16 protein-coding genes are annotated in these 19,656 nt (G+C 63.6%); 5 read left to right on the plus strand and 11 right to left on the minus strand.

The annotated features are described in order from the left end of the window. Positions 1–45: 45 nt before the first annotated feature. Positions 46–2,112: a maltose alpha-D-glucosyltransferase gene (gene treS, locus ACF8FB_RS18970; RefSeq protein ID WP_392511668.1), complete on the minus strand. Its 2,067-nt coding sequence runs from the start codon at positions 2,110–2,112 to the stop codon at positions 46–48. 192 nt (positions 2,113–2,304) lie between these two features. Continuing rightward, a complete protein-coding gene (locus ACF8FB_RS18975; RefSeq protein WP_010953821.1) occupies positions 2,305–3,222 on the minus strand; it encodes a LysR family transcriptional regulator in 918 nt (305 codons plus the stop codon). A gap of 120 nt (positions 3,223–3,342) precedes the next feature. Here ACF8FB_RS18975 and ACF8FB_RS18980 point away from each other — a divergent pair, with 120 nt between their 5' ends. The 3 genes from ACF8FB_RS18980 (at position 3,343) to ACF8FB_RS18990 (ending at position 6,001) form a co-directional block, all read left to right on the plus strand. Next, positions 3,343–4,101 carry a 5-oxoprolinase subunit PxpA gene (locus ACF8FB_RS18980; protein ID WP_010953822.1) on the plus strand — a complete coding sequence of 253 codons (759 nt, stop codon included), beginning with the start codon at positions 3,343–3,345 and terminating at the stop codon, positions 4,099–4,101. A gap of 92 nt (positions 4,102–4,193) precedes the next feature. Continuing rightward, positions 4,194–5,081, plus strand: coding sequence for an allophanate hydrolase subunit 1 (locus ACF8FB_RS18985; protein ID WP_049586156.1), 888 nt, complete (start codon positions 4,194–4,196; stop codon positions 5,079–5,081). Further along, a complete protein-coding gene (locus tag ACF8FB_RS18990; RefSeq protein WP_392511669.1) occupies positions 5,078–6,001 on the plus strand; it encodes a biotin-dependent carboxyltransferase family protein in 924 nt (307 codons plus the stop codon). The genes ACF8FB_RS18985 and ACF8FB_RS18990 overlap by 4 nt, the downstream gene beginning before the upstream one ends. Positions 6,002–6,063: 62 nt before the next feature. Here ACF8FB_RS18990 and ACF8FB_RS18995 read toward each other — a convergent pair whose 3' ends face one another. Beyond that, positions 6,064–6,921, minus strand: coding sequence for a TIGR03915 family putative DNA repair protein (locus ACF8FB_RS18995; protein ID WP_010953825.1), 858 nt, complete (start codon positions 6,919–6,921; stop codon positions 6,064–6,066). Beyond that, positions 6,912–8,132, minus strand: coding sequence for a putative DNA modification/repair radical SAM protein (locus ACF8FB_RS19000; protein ID WP_020191325.1), 1,221 nt, complete (start codon positions 8,130–8,132; stop codon positions 6,912–6,914). Before ACF8FB_RS19000 ends, ACF8FB_RS18995 begins: the two co-directional genes overlap by 10 nt. Positions 8,133–8,276: 144 nt before the next feature. On the opposite strand from ACF8FB_RS19000, the gene mqo reads away from it, so the two are divergent. Continuing rightward, on the plus strand, positions 8,277–9,896 hold the full coding sequence (gene mqo / locus ACF8FB_RS19005; RefSeq protein ID WP_010953827.1) for a malate dehydrogenase (quinone): 1,620 nt from the start codon (positions 8,277–8,279) through the stop codon (positions 9,894–9,896). Positions 9,897–9,905: 9 nt separating this feature from the next. On the opposite strand, the gene ACF8FB_RS19010 is transcribed toward mqo, so the two are convergent. Further along, positions 9,906–11,234 carry a UDP-glucose/GDP-mannose dehydrogenase family protein gene (locus ACF8FB_RS19010; protein ID WP_010953828.1) on the minus strand — a complete coding sequence of 443 codons (1,329 nt, stop codon included), beginning with the start codon at positions 11,232–11,234 and terminating at the stop codon, positions 9,906–9,908. Between the two features lie 244 nt (positions 11,235–11,478). On the opposite strand from ACF8FB_RS19010, the gene ACF8FB_RS19015 reads away from it, so the two are divergent. Continuing rightward, positions 11,479–12,525 (plus strand): class I SAM-dependent methyltransferase, encoded by a 1,047-nt coding sequence (locus ACF8FB_RS19015; protein ID WP_010953829.1) that lies wholly within the window; start codon positions 11,479–11,481, stop codon positions 12,523–12,525. Between the two features lie 130 nt (positions 12,526–12,655). Here the strand turns inward: ACF8FB_RS19015 and ACF8FB_RS19020 are convergent, their stop codons facing one another. The 6 genes from ACF8FB_RS19020 to yghU form a co-directional block, all read right to left on the minus strand. Further along, complete coding sequence (locus tag ACF8FB_RS19020) at positions 12,656–13,900, minus strand: saccharopine dehydrogenase family protein (protein ID WP_003248123.1); 1,245 nt, start codon at positions 13,898–13,900, stop codon at positions 12,656–12,658. A gap of 32 nt (positions 13,901–13,932) precedes the next feature. Further along, positions 13,933–15,030 carry a carboxynorspermidine decarboxylase gene (gene nspC / locus ACF8FB_RS19025; protein WP_003248125.1) on the minus strand — a complete coding sequence of 366 codons (1,098 nt, stop codon included), beginning with the start codon at positions 15,028–15,030 and terminating at the stop codon, positions 13,933–13,935. 185 nt (positions 15,031–15,215) lie between these two features. Beyond that, positions 15,216–16,133: a pyridoxal-phosphate dependent enzyme gene (locus ACF8FB_RS19030; RefSeq protein ID WP_392511670.1), complete on the minus strand. Its 918-nt coding sequence runs from the start codon at positions 16,131–16,133 to the stop codon at positions 15,216–15,218. Next, entirely contained in the window at positions 16,130–16,804 is a 675-nt protein-coding gene (locus ACF8FB_RS19035) for a transcriptional regulator (protein ID WP_049586315.1), read from the minus strand. Before ACF8FB_RS19035 ends, ACF8FB_RS19030 begins: the two co-directional genes overlap by 4 nt. A gap of 82 nt (positions 16,805–16,886) precedes the next feature. Then, a complete protein-coding gene (locus ACF8FB_RS19040) occupies positions 16,887–18,590 on the minus strand; it encodes an amidase (protein ID WP_010953832.1) in 1,704 nt (567 codons plus the stop codon). A gap of 191 nt (positions 18,591–18,781) precedes the next feature. Continuing rightward, on the minus strand, positions 18,782–19,624 hold the full coding sequence (yghU, locus tag ACF8FB_RS19045) for a glutathione-dependent disulfide-bond oxidoreductase (protein ID WP_010953833.1): 843 nt from the start codon (positions 19,622–19,624) through the stop codon (positions 18,782–18,784). Positions 19,625–19,656 lie beyond the last annotated feature (32 nt).

A 19,656-nucleotide genomic window follows, 5' to 3' on the forward strand; every position in this document is an offset into this window, starting at 1 on the left:
GCTTGTGGGCGAAACCGGTTTGCCGACGGCATGGCCACGCCAGATTCAAACATGCCCGCTGCTGTTGACGATCCGCAGGCACAGCGCCTCGTACGGGTCCAGGTTCACCATCAGGCGCCCGTCCTCGGTCAAATCGCCTTCGACCGTCTCGTTGATCATGTCGACCACCGGCCCAGGTGTGAACCCGGTCAACAGCAGTTCCTCGGCAATCGCGTCCTGGCCGAAGTTCAGCGCAGTGATTTGGATACCGCGCCCGGCTGGCAGCTCATGCACCATCACCAGCAGCCCCGGGCTGCTCACCTCAGGTACCAGCACCTGACGGCTGGTGGCGATGCCGTAGGCCTGGCGCACAGCCAGCAGTTTCTTCACCTTGCAGGCAAATGAATCACTCTCCTCCAGCTGCCTGTCCAGGCTGCCGTACAGCGCCCGGGCACGCGGCATGCCCCGCACAGAAGCCTCTGCCTGTGGGTCAAGCCCGGCCAGGTCATAGCCGCCCCGGTGAATCCAGCGGGTATCGCCATCGAGCATGCGTTCGGCAACCGCTTCGGCGGGCAAGGGCAGGGCACCGACCAGGTCCCAGCCGGACAAGGCGACCACCCCCGGCTGCATGGCGTTGTACATGACCAGCAGCAGGTGCACCTTCTTGATCAGTTCGATATCCGCTACGCCAATCTGTTCGAGGTCGCGAATACCCAGTGCAGCAGCGATCAGGCTGGCGGTGGTGCAGGCAATGCCGTTGGTCACGAAGCGCAGGTTGTACGGCGCATGTTCCCCCGACAGCCGTTCGTAGATCTCTTCGCGAATATGTTCGCGCAGGATGCTGCCAGGCAGGGTTTGGCCCTTGTACAGGTACATGTCGTGCGCGTGCAGTGTCCAGAAGTGCACCAGCTCCACGGTCAGCTCGTCATGGTTTTGCAGGGCATGGATCAGCGAGGCCGGGTCGATGCCGAAGGCGTGCATCTCCTTGAGCATCAGGCGCAGGAACTCGGTGTCGCCCGTCAGCAGCGCATGCTGGTAGGCCGGCCGGGTAATGAAATCGTAGGACAGGTCGGCACCACCCTTGGACATCTGCGCAATGTCATCGAGGGTCAGGTTCAGCTCCTGGAAGCTGAAACCGCCGGCCTTGCGGATCATGCCACCGATCAGCTGGTTGCCGACGAGCGACAGCGGGTGGCTTTCCGACCAGGCGGTGCCGCTGGCGCGGGTTTCCACGCCGAGAAAGCCGTTGGCGTCCAGGCGCAGGCCGCGTGCACCCAGGCAGTCCAGCGCGTGCAGTGCGTCACCAATGATCATTTGTTGGGCGGCGAAGGTAGGGTCCAGCCAGTTCAGCGAGGGCTGGCCTTCCTTGAAGTAATGCAGGTACACCCAGCGGCGGGTCTTGCCGTCGACGCCTGTGATCGGCGGCGTGGCGCTCCAGTCGGTTTCCTTCACGCCCGGCTCGAAGAAGATTACCCGTTGCAGCTGGCCAACGATGTAATGGCGCGCCTTCAGCTCGTCACACTGCGCTGGCAGTAAATTGACCGCATCGCGCCCGGCGGGCACCTCGGGCAGCAGCGCCCAGTCTTCTTCGCGGATCTCGACCATGTGGTACAGCCCCGGGTAGGGGCCATGGGCGAGCTCGGCCAGGCGGAAGTCGGCGCCCTTGCCGGTGTGCGAGGGGATCAGGTCGTCGATGGTCACGGCATTGTGCGCAGCGGCCATGCGGCTCATCTGGATCAGTTCCTGCTCGCTGCCGTACAGTGGGTCGATGTCGAAGCTGATGCGGTCGAAGTTGCCGTCCACGCTGGGGGTGAGTTCGCGGCCGCGGATGCCACCGGACAGTTTGATCGGGCCGGTGTGCAGGCCCTGTACGCCGATCTCCGACAGGCGCTTCCACAACGCTTCGTGGGCCAGGGCACCGAGCACCGAGCAACCCTCGGGCGCGATGATGGCGTCGGGGTAGACCGTCAGCCACACCGAGGCGATTTCGGTGGCGCGGCGGGGCTGGGCCTCGGCATAGGGGTGTTGCCACAGTCGCGACTGGCCTGAGTACAGGCTGGCACGCGCCTGGGAGGCCTTGAGCATGGCGCGGTCTTCGAGCCATTTGACGTATGACGGGTCGGGCTGGGTCATTTCGCGTCCTCTTTGCGTGTCGGCACCGGCTCAGGTTATGACGGCGCTGCGGCCTGAACGTTCGGCTCAAGATGGGTGTTGGTTTCTTCGCGGGCTTGCCCGCTCCCACAGGCTGGACATACCGCTGAAGATTTGCGCTGCACCTGTGGGAGCGGGCGCGCCCGCGTAGAGGCCGGGCCTGCAAAGGTAGGATCAGCGCCTTGCCGACAACTGCTGCGGTGCCAGAAACGCATCATGGAAGTAATTGCGCACCGCCTGCATCGCCGGGCTGAATGCCCGTTCCCGGTGCCAGGCCAACCCCACGCTCATCGGTGTGACCGGGTCGCTGATGGTCACCGTCTCGATGCGCTTGCCCTCCAGCGACCACGGCCGGTGCACCAGGTCCGACAGGATCGCCACTCCGCTGCCATTGGCGACCATGCTGCGCACGGCCTCCACCGAGCTGGTGCGCACCCTTACGCTTGGCCGTTGCCCGGCCTGCTCCCAGTAGCGCATGGCACTTTGCTCGGCCTCATCCACGGTCAACAGTATGAACGGCTCACAGGCCACCTCGGCCAGGCTCACGGCCGATCGCTCGCACAGTGGGTGATGCCCGGGCAGCCACAGCCGGCGCTCGGAGTTGAACAGGGTTTCCGAGACGATGTCGGGGTGAGTGAGGTTGGCGGTGAGCACCACCGCCATGTCGAAACGCCCCTCCAGCAGGCCTTGCTCGATGGCGCTGCGCTCCTGCTCGTACAGCTCCAGTGTCACGCCCGGATGCCAGTGCTCCAGGCGCTGCAAGTGGTGCGGCAGGAAGTAGCCGATCACCGTGTAACTCGCCGCCAGGCGCAACAGGCCACTGGCACGCACGTCCGGAAGCGGGCTGTTCAACGCATCGTCGACACTGCGCAGGATGACGTAGGCACGGTTCAAGAAGTGCCGGCCGGCTTCGGTCAGGCTCATGCCTTGGGCCGAGCGCTGGAACAACAGCACGCCGAGCATCGCTTCCAGCTCCTTGATGGCCGTAGTGACTGCCGACTGGGAGATGTTCAGGTGGATCGCCGCTTGCGAGATCTGGCCGATTTCAGCGGTGGCAACGAAGTAGCGGACCTGGCGCAGGGTGAGTGACACGGTAGGCTCCCGGGGTATCTGTTTTTCAGAAGGTACCCCATCTGTTTATAGATCTTCCCAAGGGGGTGCGGAGAATCTAACGTGGCTTGCATGCAGTCACAAGTGCCAGGAGACGCGGTCATGCAAGCAGTGGATTTCAACTCGGACATGGGTGAGGGCTTTGGCCCGTGGACCATTGGCGATGGCGTCGACAATGAGCTGATGGGTTACATCAGCAGCGCCAACATCGCCACTGGTTTCCATGCCGGCGACCCCGGCACCATGCGCCGCACCGTCGAGCGCGCCAAGGCACTGGGCGTCGCTGTGGGGGCACACCCGGGGTTCCGTGACCTGGTCGGCTTTGGCCGCCGGCATATCAATGCCTCGGCGCAGGAACTGGTGGACGACATGCTCTATCAATTGGGCGCGCTGCGTGAAATCGCTCGTGCCCAGGGCGTGCGCCTGCAGCACATCAAGCCGCATGGGGCGCTTTACATGCACTTGGCGCGTGACGAAGAAGCGGCGCGCTTGCTGGTGGAAAACCTGCGGGTGATCGAGCCCGAGTTGCTGCTGTACTGCATGCCGGGTTCGGTGATCTGCCGCATTGCCCAGGAACTGGGGCAGCCGGTGATTCGCGAGTTCTATGCCGACCGCGAGTACGACCTGAGCGGGTCGATCGTGTTTACCCGCAATGTGCGTGGCTACGAGCCCCAAGCCGTCGCCGAGCGGGTACTGCGTGCTTGTCGCCAAGGCGTTGTGCGCACGGTCGAAGGGCAGGACCTGGCGATCGAATTCGATTCCATTTGCCTGCACAGTGACACCCCGGGCGCGCTGGACCTGGTCGAGGCCACGCGCAAGGCACTGGATGCGGCCGGCATCGTGGTGCGGGCACCGCGCTGAACCCGTCAGGCATCCGGCAAACCGACAAGCCGGAGCCCGTGCCTTTTGTTTTCGCCTGCCTTTCTATAAAGATTCCAAGAAAAGGAACTGTCATGGCCGAACCGCTTGCTACAACCCCGATCCGTTACAGCTTCGGCGCCGACGAGCACCTGTTTGCCGAAGTCAGCGAAAGCATGTCGCTGGAGGCCTTTTTCAAGGGTATGGCCGTCACCCGTGCGGTGGAGCGCATGGCCCTGGATGGCGTGCTTGATGTGTGCCTGGCCAATGCGTCGTTCCAGGTCCGCTTCGACCCGGACCGTATCGCCCCCGAGGCACTGCTCGAAGCCGTGCGCGGCGCCGAGGCGCAGGCGGTGGCCGAGCGTTCGTTGCAGACGCGGATCATCGAGATCCCGGTGCTGTACAACGACCCCTGGACCCATGAAACCCTGATGCGCTTTCGGGATCGCCACCAGGACCCGACCAGCACAGACCTGGAGTACGCCGCGCGCATCAACGGCCTGGCCGATGTCGAGGCCTTCATCGCCGCCCACAGTGGCGCGCCATGGTTCGTATCGATGGTCGGCTTTGTCGCCGGCCTGCCGTTCATGTTCCAGATGGTCGAGCGCGAGCGGCAGCTGCAGGTGCCCAAGTACCTGCGCCCCCGTACCGACACGCCCAAGCTCACCCTGGGCCATGGCGGCTGCTTTGGTTGCATCTACTCGGTGCGCGGGGCCGGGGGCTACCAGATGTTCGGCGTCACCCCGGCACCGATCTACGACCCACAGCAGACCTTGAATTACCTAAAAGAGCACATGGTGTTCTTCCGCCCAGGTGACATCGTGCAGTTTAAGCCTATCGACCGCCGCACCTACGACCAGGCGGTGGCGGAAGTGGAGGATGGCTGCTTCGACCTGCGCATTCGCCCGGTGGCGTTTTCCCTGGACGCCTTCCTCGCCGACCCGGTCGGCTACCCCAAATCGTTGCAGGAGGTGCTGGCATGATCAAGGTACTCAAACCGGGGCTGTCCACTTCTGTACAGGACCTGGGCCGCGAAGGTTACTACCACCTGGGTATCCCACCGTCCGGCGCACTCGACCAGTACGCCTTGAGCGCAGCCAATCACCTGGTGGGCAACCCGGCCGGCGCTGCGGGCCTGGAGTGTGCGCTGGTGGGGCCGGAGCTGGAGTTCCAGCAGGACGCACTGGTCGCTGTGTGCGGTGCGCAGATGCCAGCGTTGCTCGATGGCCGCGAGCAGCGCCCGGACACTGCGTTTGCCGTGCGGGCGGGGCAAGTGTTGCGTTTCGGCTTTCCAACAGCGGGCGCCCGGGCCTACCTGGCAGTGGCCGGAGGCATCGATGTGCCCGAGGTACTGGGTAGCCGGTCCACCTACGCGCTGGGCGCGTTGGGTGGCTTTCATGGGCGCAAACTGATGGCGGGCGACCTGCTGCCGGTCGGCGTGCCCAGCGGCAAGACCCGTGCCGGTGCAAGCTTGCCCATGGCCCTGCGTCAGGCCCTGGGGGGGGAGGTGGTGTTGCGGGTGGTGCCTGGGCTGTACTTCCACCGCCTGACCGAAGCGGACCGCATCGGTTATCGCTACAAAGGCGGCAGCGCCTTGAGTTTCCAACCGCGCGAGCAGCCGTTCGGTGCGGGGTCGGACCCCTCCAATATCGTCGACAGCTGCTACCCGATCGGATCGATCCAGGTGCCGGCAGGGTTGGAACCGATCATCCTGCATCGCGATGCAGTGTCGGGGGGCGGCTACGCCATGATCGGCACGGTGATCAGCGCCGACCTCGATCTGATCGGGCAGATGCAGCCCAACCAGCAGGCGCGGTTCCTGCCGGTGAGCCTGGAGCAGGCACTGGAGGCACGGCGTTCGTACAAGAAGAAGCTGGCCTGCCTGGCCAGGCTCTTCAGCTGAGCATCATGTTTTCGCTGTAGCCGCTGCCTTGCGTCTCGACGGGGCCGCAACAGGCTCCGCAGCTACACCGAGCGCGCAGGCTTGCTGATGGTCTTGCCGGTTTGCGAGGCCACCTCAAGGGCTTGGCCGTCTCGCTGTTTGCCTTGGCGCGCCAGGCCTTCAAGCTGCGGTATCAGCATGCCTTCCGGCAAATGCCGCCAGAACCGCCCTGGCATGTGCAGGCGCAAGGCATCCGGGTTGAGGCGGGCCGGGTTGAAGGTGTGGCGGTAGTAGGTGCGCCAAAGTTCGGCGCCGGGGTCTTCGGCGTTGCGGGCCCACTGGCGCCAGGGCTCGGGGCACTGTCGCTGGTAGTCGAACGACTGGCCGTCGAAGCGAATGCCATCCTGTGGCGTGGCAATCAACCAGCGCAAACGCCCCAGACGGTCGGCGAAGTGGGCGCTGGCACTGTGCAGAATGTCGTGTGCCGGCTCGTGATAGGCCACCAGATCCAGCTGCAAGTGCTCAGCCAGTTCCTCTGGCAACGGCACGAAGCGTACAAACGCGTGCAAGTGATGCGCCTCGCGGGTTACCTGCTTGATGCGCCGTTGCAGCTCACTGCCCAGCCGGTCACCGGCCAGCATTGCCGTGCGGTCGCCATGGGCGACGCGCCACAGCACTTCATACAGCAGGTTCCAGCGCTGCTCGCCACGGTAGCGAGAGGCCTGCTCCAACTGGCTCAGCAGTGCGGCCGGGACTTTGGCCCGGAAAGGGCCCGGCCCGTCAGGCGGCGCTGCCGGCACGGCCAGCACGGCCAGCAGGTCCGCCATCGGGCCTTGCGACCAGGTGACTTCCGACGGGTCGATGCCATGGCTCAACAACCCCCGGGCCTGCTCGCGCCAGGTGGCGAACAGGTCGTCGCAGTCGAGTGCGATCACCCCCATAACCCCATCTGCACGGGCGCTGGCGGCTCACTCAAGCGCGCTCGCAGCAAGCCGCTGCGCAGCTCGGCCTGGGCGGGTCGGTAGTCGCTTGTAACGATGAACGGCCGTGCCTTGTCCAGCACGCAGCGCAGCTGGATCAGGTCGTCATAACGGATGCGCCGCTCCCGGCGCAGGGCGACCAGACGCTGTACGCTGCGCAGGCCGATGCCGGGGATACGCGCCAGTAGCGCAGGTTCGGCGCGGTTCACGTCCAGCGGGAACACGTCGCGGTTGGCCAGCGCCCAGGCCAGCTTGGGGTCGATGTCCAGTGCCAGGTTACCGCTGTGGCCCAGCAGCTCGCCAGCCTTGTAGCCATAGCCACGCAGCAGGAAGTCGGCTTGATACAGGCGGTGTTCGCGCAGCAGCGGTGGTGCGGCGAGGGGTACGCTGCCGGGGCTGTCGGGGATCGGGCTGAAGGCAGAGTAGTACACGCGCTTGAGGCCGTAGCCCTGGTACAGCGACTCGGCATTGCGCAGCAAGGTACTGTCGTCGGTGCTGTCGGCGCCGACGATGACTTGGGTGCTCTGCCCGGCCGGGGTAAAGCGCGGCGCCCTGGGCTCGTTGGCCACGGCCTGCTGGCCCTGATGAATCACGCCCATGGCCTGGCGAATGGTGTGCCCTTGCTTTTCTGGCGCCAGGCGCTTGAGGCTGGCGTCGGTGGGCAGTTCGATGTTGACGCTGAGGCGGTCGGCCAGGCGCCCGGCCTCTTCTATCAGCAGCGGGTCGGCATCGGGGATGGCCTTGAGGTGGATGTAGCCGCGGAAGCTGTGTTCTTCGCGCAACAGCCGGGCCACACGGATCAACTGCTCCATGGTGTAGTCCGCCGAGCGGATGATGCCGGAGCTGAGGAACAGGCCGCTGATGCAGTTGCGCCGGTAGAAGTCCAGGGTCAGGCGCACCACTTCCTCGGGGCTGAAGCGTGCGCGCGGCACGTTGCTGGAGCGGCGGTTGACGCAGTACTGGCAGTCGTACAGGCAGAAGTTGGTCAGCAGTACCTTGAGCAGTGATACGCAGCGGCCGTCCGGGGTATAGCTGTGACAGATACCCATGCCGTTGGTGGCACCCAGGCCGTCAGCGCCGCGCGAATTGCGCTTGGGCGCACCACTGCTGGCGCAGGAGGCGTCGTACTTGGCGGCGTCGGCAAGGATGCCGAGTTTGGCGATGAGTTGCATGGTGGCTGACCTGCGATACTGAGTATTCATACAGTATTTTGAGATGTGGCCGATTGCAAGTGTTTGTGCGTCGTCATACCCGACTAAACGCGTCGGCTAAGCTTGTGGCTGAACCACGGACAGCAACGAGGCGCGGGAGAGGTTATGAAGATCACCATCAAGCCAAAACTGGCGATGGCCGGGCTGGCCTTGGCCATCGGCATGCTCAATGCCCAAGCGGCGGAAACCCGAAAGGTCGATGTGCTGCTTGTGGGCGGCGGCATCATGAGTTCTACCTTGGCCGTGTGGCTCAACGAGCTGGAGCCCGGCTGGTCGATGGAAATGGTCGAGCGCCTGGACAAGGTGGCCGAGGAGAGCTCCAACGGCTGGAACAACGCCGGCACCGGCCACTCGGCCCTGGCGGAGCTGAACTACACCCCGGAAAAAGACGGCAAGATCGACATCAGCAAGGCAGTTGAAATCAACGAGTCGTTCCAGGTAACGCGCCAGTTTCTCGCCTGGCAGGTCAAGCAGGGCGTGCTGAAAAACCCGCATTCGTTCATCAACACCACCCCGCACATGAGCTTTGTCTGGGGCGATGACAATATCCGCTTCCTGAAGAAGCGCTACGAGGCGCTGCAGGCCAGCCCCCTGTTCAAACCCATGCAGTACTCCGAAGACCACGAGCAGATCCGCAAATGGGTCCCGCTGATGATGGAAGGCCGCGATCCCAACCAGAAGCTGGCCGTGACCTGGACGCCGATCGGCACCGACGTCAACTTTGGCGAGATCACCCGGCAGTATGTGGGTTACCTGCAGACGCGGCCGAACTTCGATCTCAAGCTGTCGAGCGAAGTGCAGGACATCACCCGTAACGACGACGGTTCCTGGCACGTCGAGTACAAGAATCTGAAGAATGGCAGCAAGGCAGCCACCGATGCCCGGTTCCTGTTCATCGGCGCTGGCGGGGCGGCACTGCCGCTGCTGCAGAAGTCGGGTATCGACGAGGCCAAGAACTATGGCGGCTTCCCGGTCGGTGGCTCGTTCCTGGTCACTGACAACCCGGCTATCGCCCAGCGCCACATGGCCAAGGCCTATGGCATTGCCGCAACCGGTGCGCCGCCCATGTCGGTGCCGCACTTGGACACCCGGGTACTTGATGGCAAGCGCCTGATCCTGTTTGGGCCGTTTGCCACCTTCTCGACCAAGTTCCTCAAGCAGGGCTCATTGCTTGACCTGCTCGCCAGTACCAGCGTGCACAATGCCTGGCCGATGGTGCGGGTAGGGGTACGCGAGTTCGACCTGGTGCAGTACCTGATCGGGCAGGTGCTGCAATCGGACGATGACCGCTTCGAAGCGCTGCGCACCTACTTCCCCGAGGCGAAGAAAGAAGACTGGCGGCTGTGGCAGGCGGGCCAGCGGGTGCAAATCATCAAGAAAGACGAAGCGTTGGGCGGCGTGCTCAAGCTCGGTACCGAGGTGGTGACGTCCAGGGACGGCAGTATCGCCGGCTTGCTGGGGGCCTCTCCCGGTGCGTCGACCGCTGCGCCTATCATGCTCGATGTGTTGAACAAGGTGTTCAAGAACAAGGTGGCGTCGCCCGAGTGGCAGGCCAAGATCAAACAGATCATCCCGTCCTATGGCATCCGCCTGAACGACCACCCGGATCAGCTAGAGAAGGAGTGGGCATATACCAACGAGGTGCTGCAGCTTGAGCCGCCTGTCAGTCCGCAGCGCCCTGAGTCGATAAGGCCGGCTGACAGCCAGGGAGTGGCCAGCCGGTAATCATTGCCGTCAAGCTGGCGCAATCTTGCCACGTCCGATGCCGTAGTAAGCCAGCCCTGCCGAGGCCATGTGCTCGGGTTCGTACAGGTTGCGGCCATCGAACACCACCCGGTCGGCCAGCTGCTGCGGCACCTCGTCCAGGTTGAGCACACGGTAGTCCTGCCATTCGGTGACGATCACCAGGGCATCGGCGCCCCGCAACGCATCGTCCTTGCAGGGCACCAGTTGCAGGTCGGCACGCGGGCCGTAGTGGCGCCGGATTTCTTCCATGGCCTGAGGGTCGTGAGCCTGCACCCGCGCGCCCGCGGCCCACAGTGCTTCCAGCAGGACCCGGCTGGAAGCTTCGCGGATATCATTGGTATTGGGCTTGAACGACAACCCCCACAGGGCAAACACCTTGCCCCGCAGGCCGCCGGGGTAATGGCGCTGGATCTTGCTGAACAGCCGGCCCTTCTGCTGCTCGTTGACCGACTCTACTGCCCGCAGCAACTGTGTCTCGAAGCCTTCCGCCTCGGCACTGTGGCGCAGGGCTTGCAGGTCTTTGGGGAAGCACGAGCCGCCAAAACCGCAGCCGGCGTAGATGAAGTCGTAACCGATGCGCGGGTCCGAGCCGATGCCACGGCGCACCATTTCGATGTCGGCCCCCAGGTGCTCGGCCAGGTTGGCGATTTCGTTGATGAAGGAAATCTTGGTGGCCAGCATGCAGTTGGCTGCGTACTTGGTCAGCTCGGCACTGCGCGCGTCCATGACCATGAACTTTTCGCGGTTGCGGTTGAACGGCAGGTAAAGCTCGCGTAGCAACTCCACTTCGGCCGCTTCTGCGCCGCCGATGATGATGCGCTGGGGGCGCATGCAGTCATCCACCGCAGACCCTTCCTTGAGAAACTCCGGGTTGCTGATCACCTGGAAGCGGCTGGTATCGGCCACGGCCTGGGCGATGCGTGCCTTGATGCGGTGTACCGTACCCACCGGCACGGTGGACTTGTTGACGATTACTTTGGGCCCGTCAGCGTGTTCGAGGATGCTGTCGACCACGGCGAAAACGTGCTTCAGGTCGGCGCTACCATCGGCTTGCGGCGGAGTACCGACGGCAATGAACTGCAACCGGGCATAGTTGGCAGCCGCTGCGGCATCCGTGGTGAAGCGCAGCCGACCGCAGGCGAGGTTCTTCTCCAGCAGCGGCGCAAGGCCGGGCTCGAAGATCGGGCAATGGCCTTCACTCAGGCTGGCCACCCGATCGGCATCGACATCCATGCACAACACCGAATGGCCTACCTGGGCCAGGCACACTGCCTGGGTCAGGCCGACATAGCCGGTTCCGAAAACCGTGACCTTCATTTGACAGCTCCTTGATAGGAAAGCTGAAAAAAAATGTCACATCGTTGTTTAGGAATTGTGACCTGAGGGAAATGCTCGTGGGCCATATGGCCGTTATTCCACGTCGCCCAGGCAGAGCATCTAAACTTACTGACAGCTCGCGGTAGCGTGTTGTACCGCGAACGAAAACCCTTGAACCGACCACCGCCTTCCCGGAGCGGACGTCCCTCGTTGGCGATGGCCTTCTTGCAGAGGAGGGCAGGTCATGGACGAGGCAAGGCTTCACGATTTCATGGGCAAGCTGGTGGGCGACATGGGCGCAGCGGCGACGCTGGCCAATGTCATTCTCGGCGATGAACTGGGGCTGTACCGGGCCATGGCCGACAGCCAGGCGGTCACCCCTGAGCAACTGGCGGAAAAGACCGGCTGCCACCCGCGGCTGGTGCGAGAATGGTTGAATGCCCAGGCGGCATCGGGCTACATGGTCCATGACAAGGGCCGTTTTGTGCTGCCTGAAGAACAGGCCATGGCCCTGGCGCTGGAGGACTCCCCGGCCTACATGGCCGGCGGCGCGGCAGTGGTGGCGGCGCTGTTCCATGACAAGGACAAGCTGGTAGCCGCCATGCGCGGCGATGGCGGGTTGGCCTGGGGCGATCACCACCCGTGCATGTTCAGCGGTACCGAGCGCTTTTTCCGGCCGGGGTATCGCACCTTCCTGGTTGCGGATTGGCTGCCGGCACTGGAGGGTGTGGTGGCCAAGCTGCAGGCGGGCGCCAAGGTGGCGGACGTGGGCTGCGGTCATGGTGCCTCGACGCTGGTGATGGCGCAGGCGTTTCCGGCGTCGACCTTCGTGGGGTACGACTATCATCAGCCTTCAATCGTCACCGCCAACGCGCGTGCACGGGAAGCGGGGTTGGAGGGGCGGGTGAGCTTCCAGCAGGCCAGCGCCAAGGAGTACCCGGGGCATGATCATGACCTGGTGTGCTTCTTCGATTGCCTGCACGACATGGGTGACCCGGTCGGGGCAGCCAGGCATGCCTACCATGCTTTGAAAGCTGATGGCACGGTCATGCTGGTGGAGCCATATGCCGAGGACTCGCTGGAGGGTAACCTGACACCGGTCGGGCGCTTGTTCTATGCGGCGTCGACGTTTATCTGCACGCCCAATTCGTTGTCGCAGGAAGTGGGACTGGGGTTGGGTGCGCAGGCCGGGGAGGCGCGATTGCGGGCCGTCTTCGAGGAGGCGGGGTTCAGCCGCTTCCGGCGCGCGACGCAGACGCCGTTCAACCTGATTCTGGAGGCCCGCAAGTAGAGCGTGATCTTGCGCCGGCCTCTTCGCGGGCTTGCCCGTTCCCACAGGTTACGTGCTTGTTTCAGGGCTGTGGCGATCCTGGACCTGGAAAGCAGAAGGGGTCCTGCATGGCACCCCTTCTGTTTGTCGCTTAGGCTTCAGCGTCCCAGGGACGATCGCCTTTTTCATCTTTGACGCGGGTCGGCAGGCCCATCACGTCCAGCGCCTTGAGGAACGGCTCGGCTGGCAGCTCCTCGACGTTGACCATGCGCTTGGCATCCCACTCGCCACGAGCGACCAGCAGGGCAGCGGCCACTGGCGGTACACCGGCGGTGTAGGAAATGCCCTGGCTGTCGGTCTCGGCGTAGGCTTCTTCGTGGTCGGCCACGTTGTAGATGAACACTTCGCGCGGCTGGCCATCCTTGGTGCCTTTGACCAGGTCGCCGATGCAGGTCTTGCCGGTGTAGCCAGGGGCCAGCGAGGCCGGGTCTGGCAGTACGGCCTTGACCACTTTCAGCGGTACCACTTCCAGGCCTTCGGCGGTTTTCACCGGTTGCTCGCTGAGCAGGCCCAGGTTTTTCAGAACAGTGAACACGTTGATGTAGTGCTCGCCGAAGCTCATCCAGAAGCGCACGTTCGGGACGTTGAGGTTCTTCGAAATCGAGTGAACTTCATCGTGGCCGGTCAGGTACAGGTTTTGCGAGCCTACCACTGGCAGGTCGTCGGTACGCTTGACCTCGAACATGGTGTTGCTGGTCCACTGGCTGTTCTGCCAGCTCCACACTTGTCCGGTGAACTCGCGGAAGTTGATTTCCGGGTCGAAGTTGGTGGCAAAGTACTTGCCATGCGAACCGGCATTGACGTCGAGAATATCGATCGAATCAATGCTGTCGAAATACTGCTGCTGCGCCAGCTTGGCGTAGCTGTTCACCACACCCGGGTCGAAACCGACGCCGAGAATGGCGGTAATGTTCTTTGCCTGGCACTCTTCGAGGTGTTTCCACTCGTAGTTGCCGTACCACGGTGGGGTCTCGCAGATCTTGCCCGGCTCTTCGTGGATGGCGGTGTCCAGATAGGCGACACCCGTATCGATGCAAGCACGCAGCACCGACATGTTGAGGAAGGCGGAACCCACATTGATCACGATCTGCGATTCGGTTTCGCGGATCAGCGCCTTGGTTGCCTCGACATCGAGGGCATTGAGCGAGAAGGCCTGGATGTCGGCGGGTACCTTGAGGCTACCCTTGGCCTTGACGCTGTCGATGATGGCCTGGCATTTGGAGATGTTCCGTGACGCGATGGCGATACGACCCAGTTCGTCGTTATGCTGCGCGCACTTGTGGGCCACCACCTTGGCGACACCTCCTGCACCAATGATAAGAACGTTCTTCTTCAATTTACCCTTTGCTCCTTACTTGAAAGCCGGTCTTACGACAGGCTGGAAACGTAGTCTTCGAAACCGAACTCGCGGACGACTTCGACGCTGCCGTCGAGCTGCTTGACCACGATGGAAGGCATCTTCAGCCCGTTGAACCAGTTTTTCTTGACCATGGTGTAACCCGCCGTGTCGATGAACGACAGGCGATCGCCAATGGCCAGCGGACGGTCGAATTGGTACTCGCCGAAGATGTCACCGGCCAGGCATGACTTGCCGCAGACCATGTAGGTATGCTCGCCGTCATTGGGGGCCATCTTGGCGTTGAGGCGGTAGATCAGCAGGTCGAGCAGGTGCGCTTCGATCGAGCTGTCGACCACGGCCAGGTGCTTGCCGTTGTACAGGGTATCGAGCACGGTCACTTCCAGCGAAGCGCTGTTGGTGATGGCGGCTTCGCCCGGCTCCAGGTAAACCTGCACGCCGTATTTTTCCGAGAACGCCTTCAGGCGCGCGCAGAAGGCGTCTACTGCATAGTCTTCACCGGTGAAGTGAATGCCGCCACCAAGGCTGACCCACTCGACCTTGTGCAGCAGGTGACCGAAACGCTCTTCGATGTGCGTGAGCATCTTGTCGAACAGGCCGAAGTCACCGTTCTCGCAGTTGTTGTGGAACATGAAGCCGGAGATCTGTTCGATCACCTGTTCGATCTTCGCCGGGTCCCATTCGCCCAGGCGGCTGAACGGGCGGGCCGGGTCGGCCAGCAGGTAGTCGGAGCTGCTGACCTGCGGGTTGACGCGCAGACCACGCACCTTGCCTTCGGACTGTTCGGCAAAGCGTTGCAGCTGGCCGATCGAGTTGAAGATGATCTTGTCGCAGTTCTCAAGCATCTCCTCGACCTCGTCGTCGGCCCAGGCCACGCTATAGGCATGGGTTTCGCCGGCGAACTTCTGGCGGCCGAGCTTGAGCTCGAACAGGGAGGACGAGGTGGTACCGTCCATGTACTGCTGCATCAGGTCGAACACCGACCAGGTGGCGAAGCACTTGAGGGCGAGCAGCGCCTTGGCACCGGAGTGTTCGCGCACGTAGGCGATCTTCTCCATGTTGCTGAGCAGCTTGGTTTTATCGATGAGGTAATACGGCGTCTTGATCATTTAAAGGCCCCCGGCCAGGCCGGCCAAAAAAAGGACACGCATTGTGCCTTCACTTGCCGCAGACCGAAAGGGCGGGATACGCATTTCGTCAGGGTTGACGCTATTGCGAGGGCCTTTTCGGTTGCGGCGAGCCTAGTAGATCAGGTGCATGTGACTGTCGTAATCACCCCCGACAGATGGCAGCTTCAGTCTGCCTGCTGCAGCCAGGCCTGGATCTGCTCCAGTGTTGCGGTAGCGCCACCACAGACCACCACCAGGACATTGCGCAAGGCGCCCAGAGCCTTGGCATCATAGGCCACTGCCAACGCCGCCCCGCACGCGGGCTCGACCAGCACACGGTGGTCCAGCAAGAACCGCTCACAGGCCTCCAGCGCTGCGCGATCGCTGACCAGATGGCTGTGCACCGGATGCTGCTGCACGCACATCAGCGCCTGATCAGCCACACGCTTGGCCCCCAGCGACGTCGCCACCGAGGCGATGCGCTCCAGCTCCACTGAATGCCCCGCCTGCATGGCCGCATGCAGCGACGCCGCGCCCTCGGTTTCTACCGCCAGCACAGGCACATCGCCCCAGCCATTGCGCTTGAGCCCCTCCACCACGCCACTGAGCAAGCCGCCCCCGCCGACTGACAACACCACCGCGTCCGGCTTCAGGCCGGCCTCGGCCACTTCATCCACCAGGCTGGCATGCCCGGCCCACAGCAGTGGGTCGTCGAATGGGTGGATGAAGGCATCGTTCGGGCCTACCAGTGTCTTTGCCAGGGCGTTGGCCTCTTGCCAGGAACTGCCTTGCACCACCACCTTGGCGTCTTCCAGGTGCAGCAACTGCTTGGCCCGTTCGGTGGTGGTTTCGGGTACCACCACGGTCACCGGCACCCCCAGCTTGCGTCCGGCATAGGCGACTGCCAAACCGGCATTGCCACCTGACGAGGACACAAAGTGCCGGGCGCCACGCGCGTGGTGTACCTCGCAGGCGTGGCCTACACCGCGCAGTTTGAACGAACCGCAGGGTTGCAGGGCGTCGAGCTTGAGCCAGATATTACGACCGGCCGCCAACGACAGCGGGCGCGACTCGATCAGGGGGGTATGAATGTGCAAGGTCATTGGCTGGCTCCGCGTAGTTGCTCGAGGTAGTTGTAAATGGTGTAGCGCGTCACGCCGAGGGCGCTGGCAGCCTTCTCGACGCCGCCCTTGACGATGAACAGGCCGCGCTCCTGCATGACGCGCACGGCCTCGACCTTGGCCTGTTTGTTCATCCGCCCCTGGCCGCTGCGCTGCAGGGCGGCCTGGATGATCTCGCTCATCAGCAGCTCCATGTCGGCAGGTTCGTTGACCGCAGGTATGGCCCCCAGCGGCTGCAGCTGCTGGAGAAAGTTCATGGCAGCATCCAGGCCGGTGACGTCGGTGTTGACGCACAGGCTGGCGAACGGGTGGCCGCTGCTGTCACGGAAGATTGCCGTGGCACTTCGTAGCGTGCGGCCTTTGAGCGTAGTGGGGTAATCGGGCAGCACCACCGGCTCACGGCCGTGCTGGTCGGCCGAGGCCTGCATCAGTGCCTTGAAACCCTGGTCCTGCTCCGGTGCGGCAAGGATCGGGCTGCCCACGCTGCGGCCGGAAAGATGCCCGTTGACGATCGCCACCACCGAGTGTTCGGGGTGGTCAAGGTCGTGCAGGAGTATTTCCATGTTGCGTGCGGCAACGCTGCCCAGTGCCTGGATCGCGGCCTTGAGCACGGTGAGGGTGAGTTGGCGTTCTTCGCTGGGGGGGATAGGCATGGCAGACCGCAAAATCAACTGTTTGTGCATTTTTACACATATAGTTGAAATTCGCGATCTGCTTTCGCGGGCCCTGTAAGACTCAGCCGAGCGCCGGCGTGCGCGGCGGAACCATCCGGCGCGAGCCGGTGGCCTCGAACGCGGCAGCAAAACTCAGCAGCGCGTTGTCGCTATAGGCCTTCCCGGCAAAGGTCAGCCCCACCGGCATACCGATATCGGCCATCACGCCCATCGGCACGGTCACGGTCGGCACGCCCAGGTGACGGATTGCCAGGTTGCCGTTGGCTACCCAGACACCGTTGCTCCAGGCGATGTCCGCCGATACCGGGTTGATATCGGCATCGGCCGGGCCAACGTCGGCTACGGTGGGGAACAGCACCGCGTCCAGGCCCAGCTTGTCCATCCAGTCTTCCAGGTCCAGCTTGCGGGTCTGCTCCAGGCCGCGCAGGCCGTCGGGCAGGGTCTCGATCTGGTCCCAGGTCTTCAGGCCACGTTTGGCCATGTTGACGTACTCGTCCATGCCGGCAGCCAGGTCGTCTTCACGGTTGGGCAGGGTGCCCGGGTCGTGGGGGAAGATCTTCAGCCCGTCGACATCGGCCAGGCGATTAAGCTTGGGGTCATCGTTGGCGCGCAGGAAGTCGTCAAAGGCCCAGCCCGACAGTTCCCACAGTTCGTCATGCAGGAATGCCTTGCTGACGATGCCACGGTTGTACACGGTCGGCGCACCTGGGCGGTCGCCTTCGCAGTTGGACACCAGCGGGAAGTCCACTTCCAGTACTTCGGCACCCGCCGCTTCCAGGGCCTGGCGTGCTTGTTGCCACAGGTCGATCACCGTGGCGCGGGTGTTGATGCGTTGGCCGGTCGGCCCGCCGATGCCTGGCTTCTCGGCGGTGCCCGCTTCGGGATCGGCATTTATATACATGCGTGGTACGCCAAAGCGCTTGCCCTTGAGCGCGCTGGCATCTACCGCCAGTTCAAGGTACGACGCTGGGCGCACCGTCGAGGCAGCGGGGATCGGCACCCACGGCTGCAGGCGCCACAGGTCGCCGCGCTTGTCGGCGTCATCGGCTACCACCACGTCGAGGATTTCAAGGAGGTCGGCCATGGTGCGGGCATAGGGCACCACCACGTCCATGGTCGGCGTCAGCGGCCAGTTGCCACGCACCGAAATCACCCCGCGCGACGGGGTGTAGGCGCACAGGCCGTTGTTGGACGCCGGGCCACGGCCGCTGGACCAGGTTTCTTCGGCCAGGCCAAAGGCGCTGAAGCTGGCGGCGGTGGCGGTACCGGCACCGTTGGACGAGCCCGAGGCGAAGGGCGCGGTCAGGTAGTCGGCGTTGTACGGGCTTTCGGCGCGGCCATAGACGCCGCGCTGCATGCCACCGTTAGCCATGGGCGGCATGTTGGTCTTGCCCAGGCACACGGCACCAGCGGCGCGCAGGCGCTCGATGGTGAAGGCGTCGCGCTGGGCGACCAGGTCCTTGAAGGCAGGGCTGCCGGAGGCGGCAGTCAGGCCTTTGACCAGGTAGCTGTCCTTGGCGGTGTAGGGGATGCCGTCCAGCGGGCTAAGCACCTGGCCCTTGGCGCGGCGGGCATCGGAGGCCTCGGCTTCTTTCAGCGCCTCCGGGTTGCGCACCACTACGGCGTTAAGGGCAGTGGCCGTGTCGGCGCCATCGTAGGCGTCGATGCGCGCCAGGTAGGCCTTGACCAGCTCGACCGCCGTTGTGCGGCCCGTCTCGAGCGCGTCGCGCAGCTCGGCAATGGAAACCTCGGTTACCTCGATCATGCGTTCACCAAAAAATGTGCAGGTGGGGGCTAATGCGAGGAGTGTACAAGAAGGGCTTGGCGGACGCAGGTTTGCGCAGGGGCAAATGGTTTTATGCAAGGGGGCATTGTCGGGGGCATTCGCAGGTATTGCACGGCCCATTGTGGGGGCGGCCTTTCAGTCACCCAAGGGCCGCTCCCACACGGTTTGCGTCAACCTTCCAGGTCTGCGGCGCTATGGCGCTCCGGCACCTGGCTGTGTTCATCTCCCCAGGTACGGTTCACGCGTGTACCGCGCTGCACAGCAGGGCGCAGGGCGATGTCCTCGGCCCAGCGCTGTACGTTCGGGTACTCGTCAACCGCCAGGAACTGCGCGGCGTCATACAGGTTGCCGCGCACCAGCTGGCCATACCACGGCCACACGGCAATATCAGCGATACTGTATTCCTCGCCGCTCAGATAACGGCTTTCGGCCAAGCGGCGATCAAGTACGTCCAGTTGACGCTTGGCCTCCATGGTGAAGCGGTTGATGGCGTACTCGAACTTTTCCGGTGCATACACGTAGAAGTGGCCAAAACCACCGCCCAGGTAAGGCGCCGCCCCCATCTGCCAGAACAACCAGTTCAGGCATTCGGTGCGCGCAGCCGGCGATTTTGGCAGCAAAGCACCGAACTTCTCTGCCAGGTACAGCAGGATCGAGCCTGACTCGAACACCCGCACCGGCGGCTCCACGCTGCGGTCGAGCAGGGCAGGGATCTTCGAGTTGGGGTTGACCTGGACGAAGCCACTGGAAAACTGATCACCCTCGCCGATGCGGATCAGCCAGGCATCGTATTCGGCACCGGCGTGGCCGAGGGCAAGCAGCTCTTCAAGGGCAATGGTGACCTTGACGCCATTGGGCGTGGCCAGGGAATACAGCTGCAGCGGGTGCTTGCCCAGCGGCAGGTCCTTGTCGTGAGTCGGGCCGGCTACCGGGCGGTTGATGCTGGCGAACTGGCCGCCGGAGGCTGCGTCGTTGCGCCAGACTTTGGGTGGCACGTAGGCAGGCTTGCTCATGCATGAATCTCCTTCAAAGGCGCGAAAACGGT

Origin of the sequence: Pseudomonas sp. yb_2, from assembly GCF_043103905.1 — a bacterium.
Classification (GTDB): domain Bacteria; phylum Pseudomonadota; class Gammaproteobacteria; order Pseudomonadales; family Pseudomonadaceae; genus Aquipseudomonas; species Aquipseudomonas alloputida.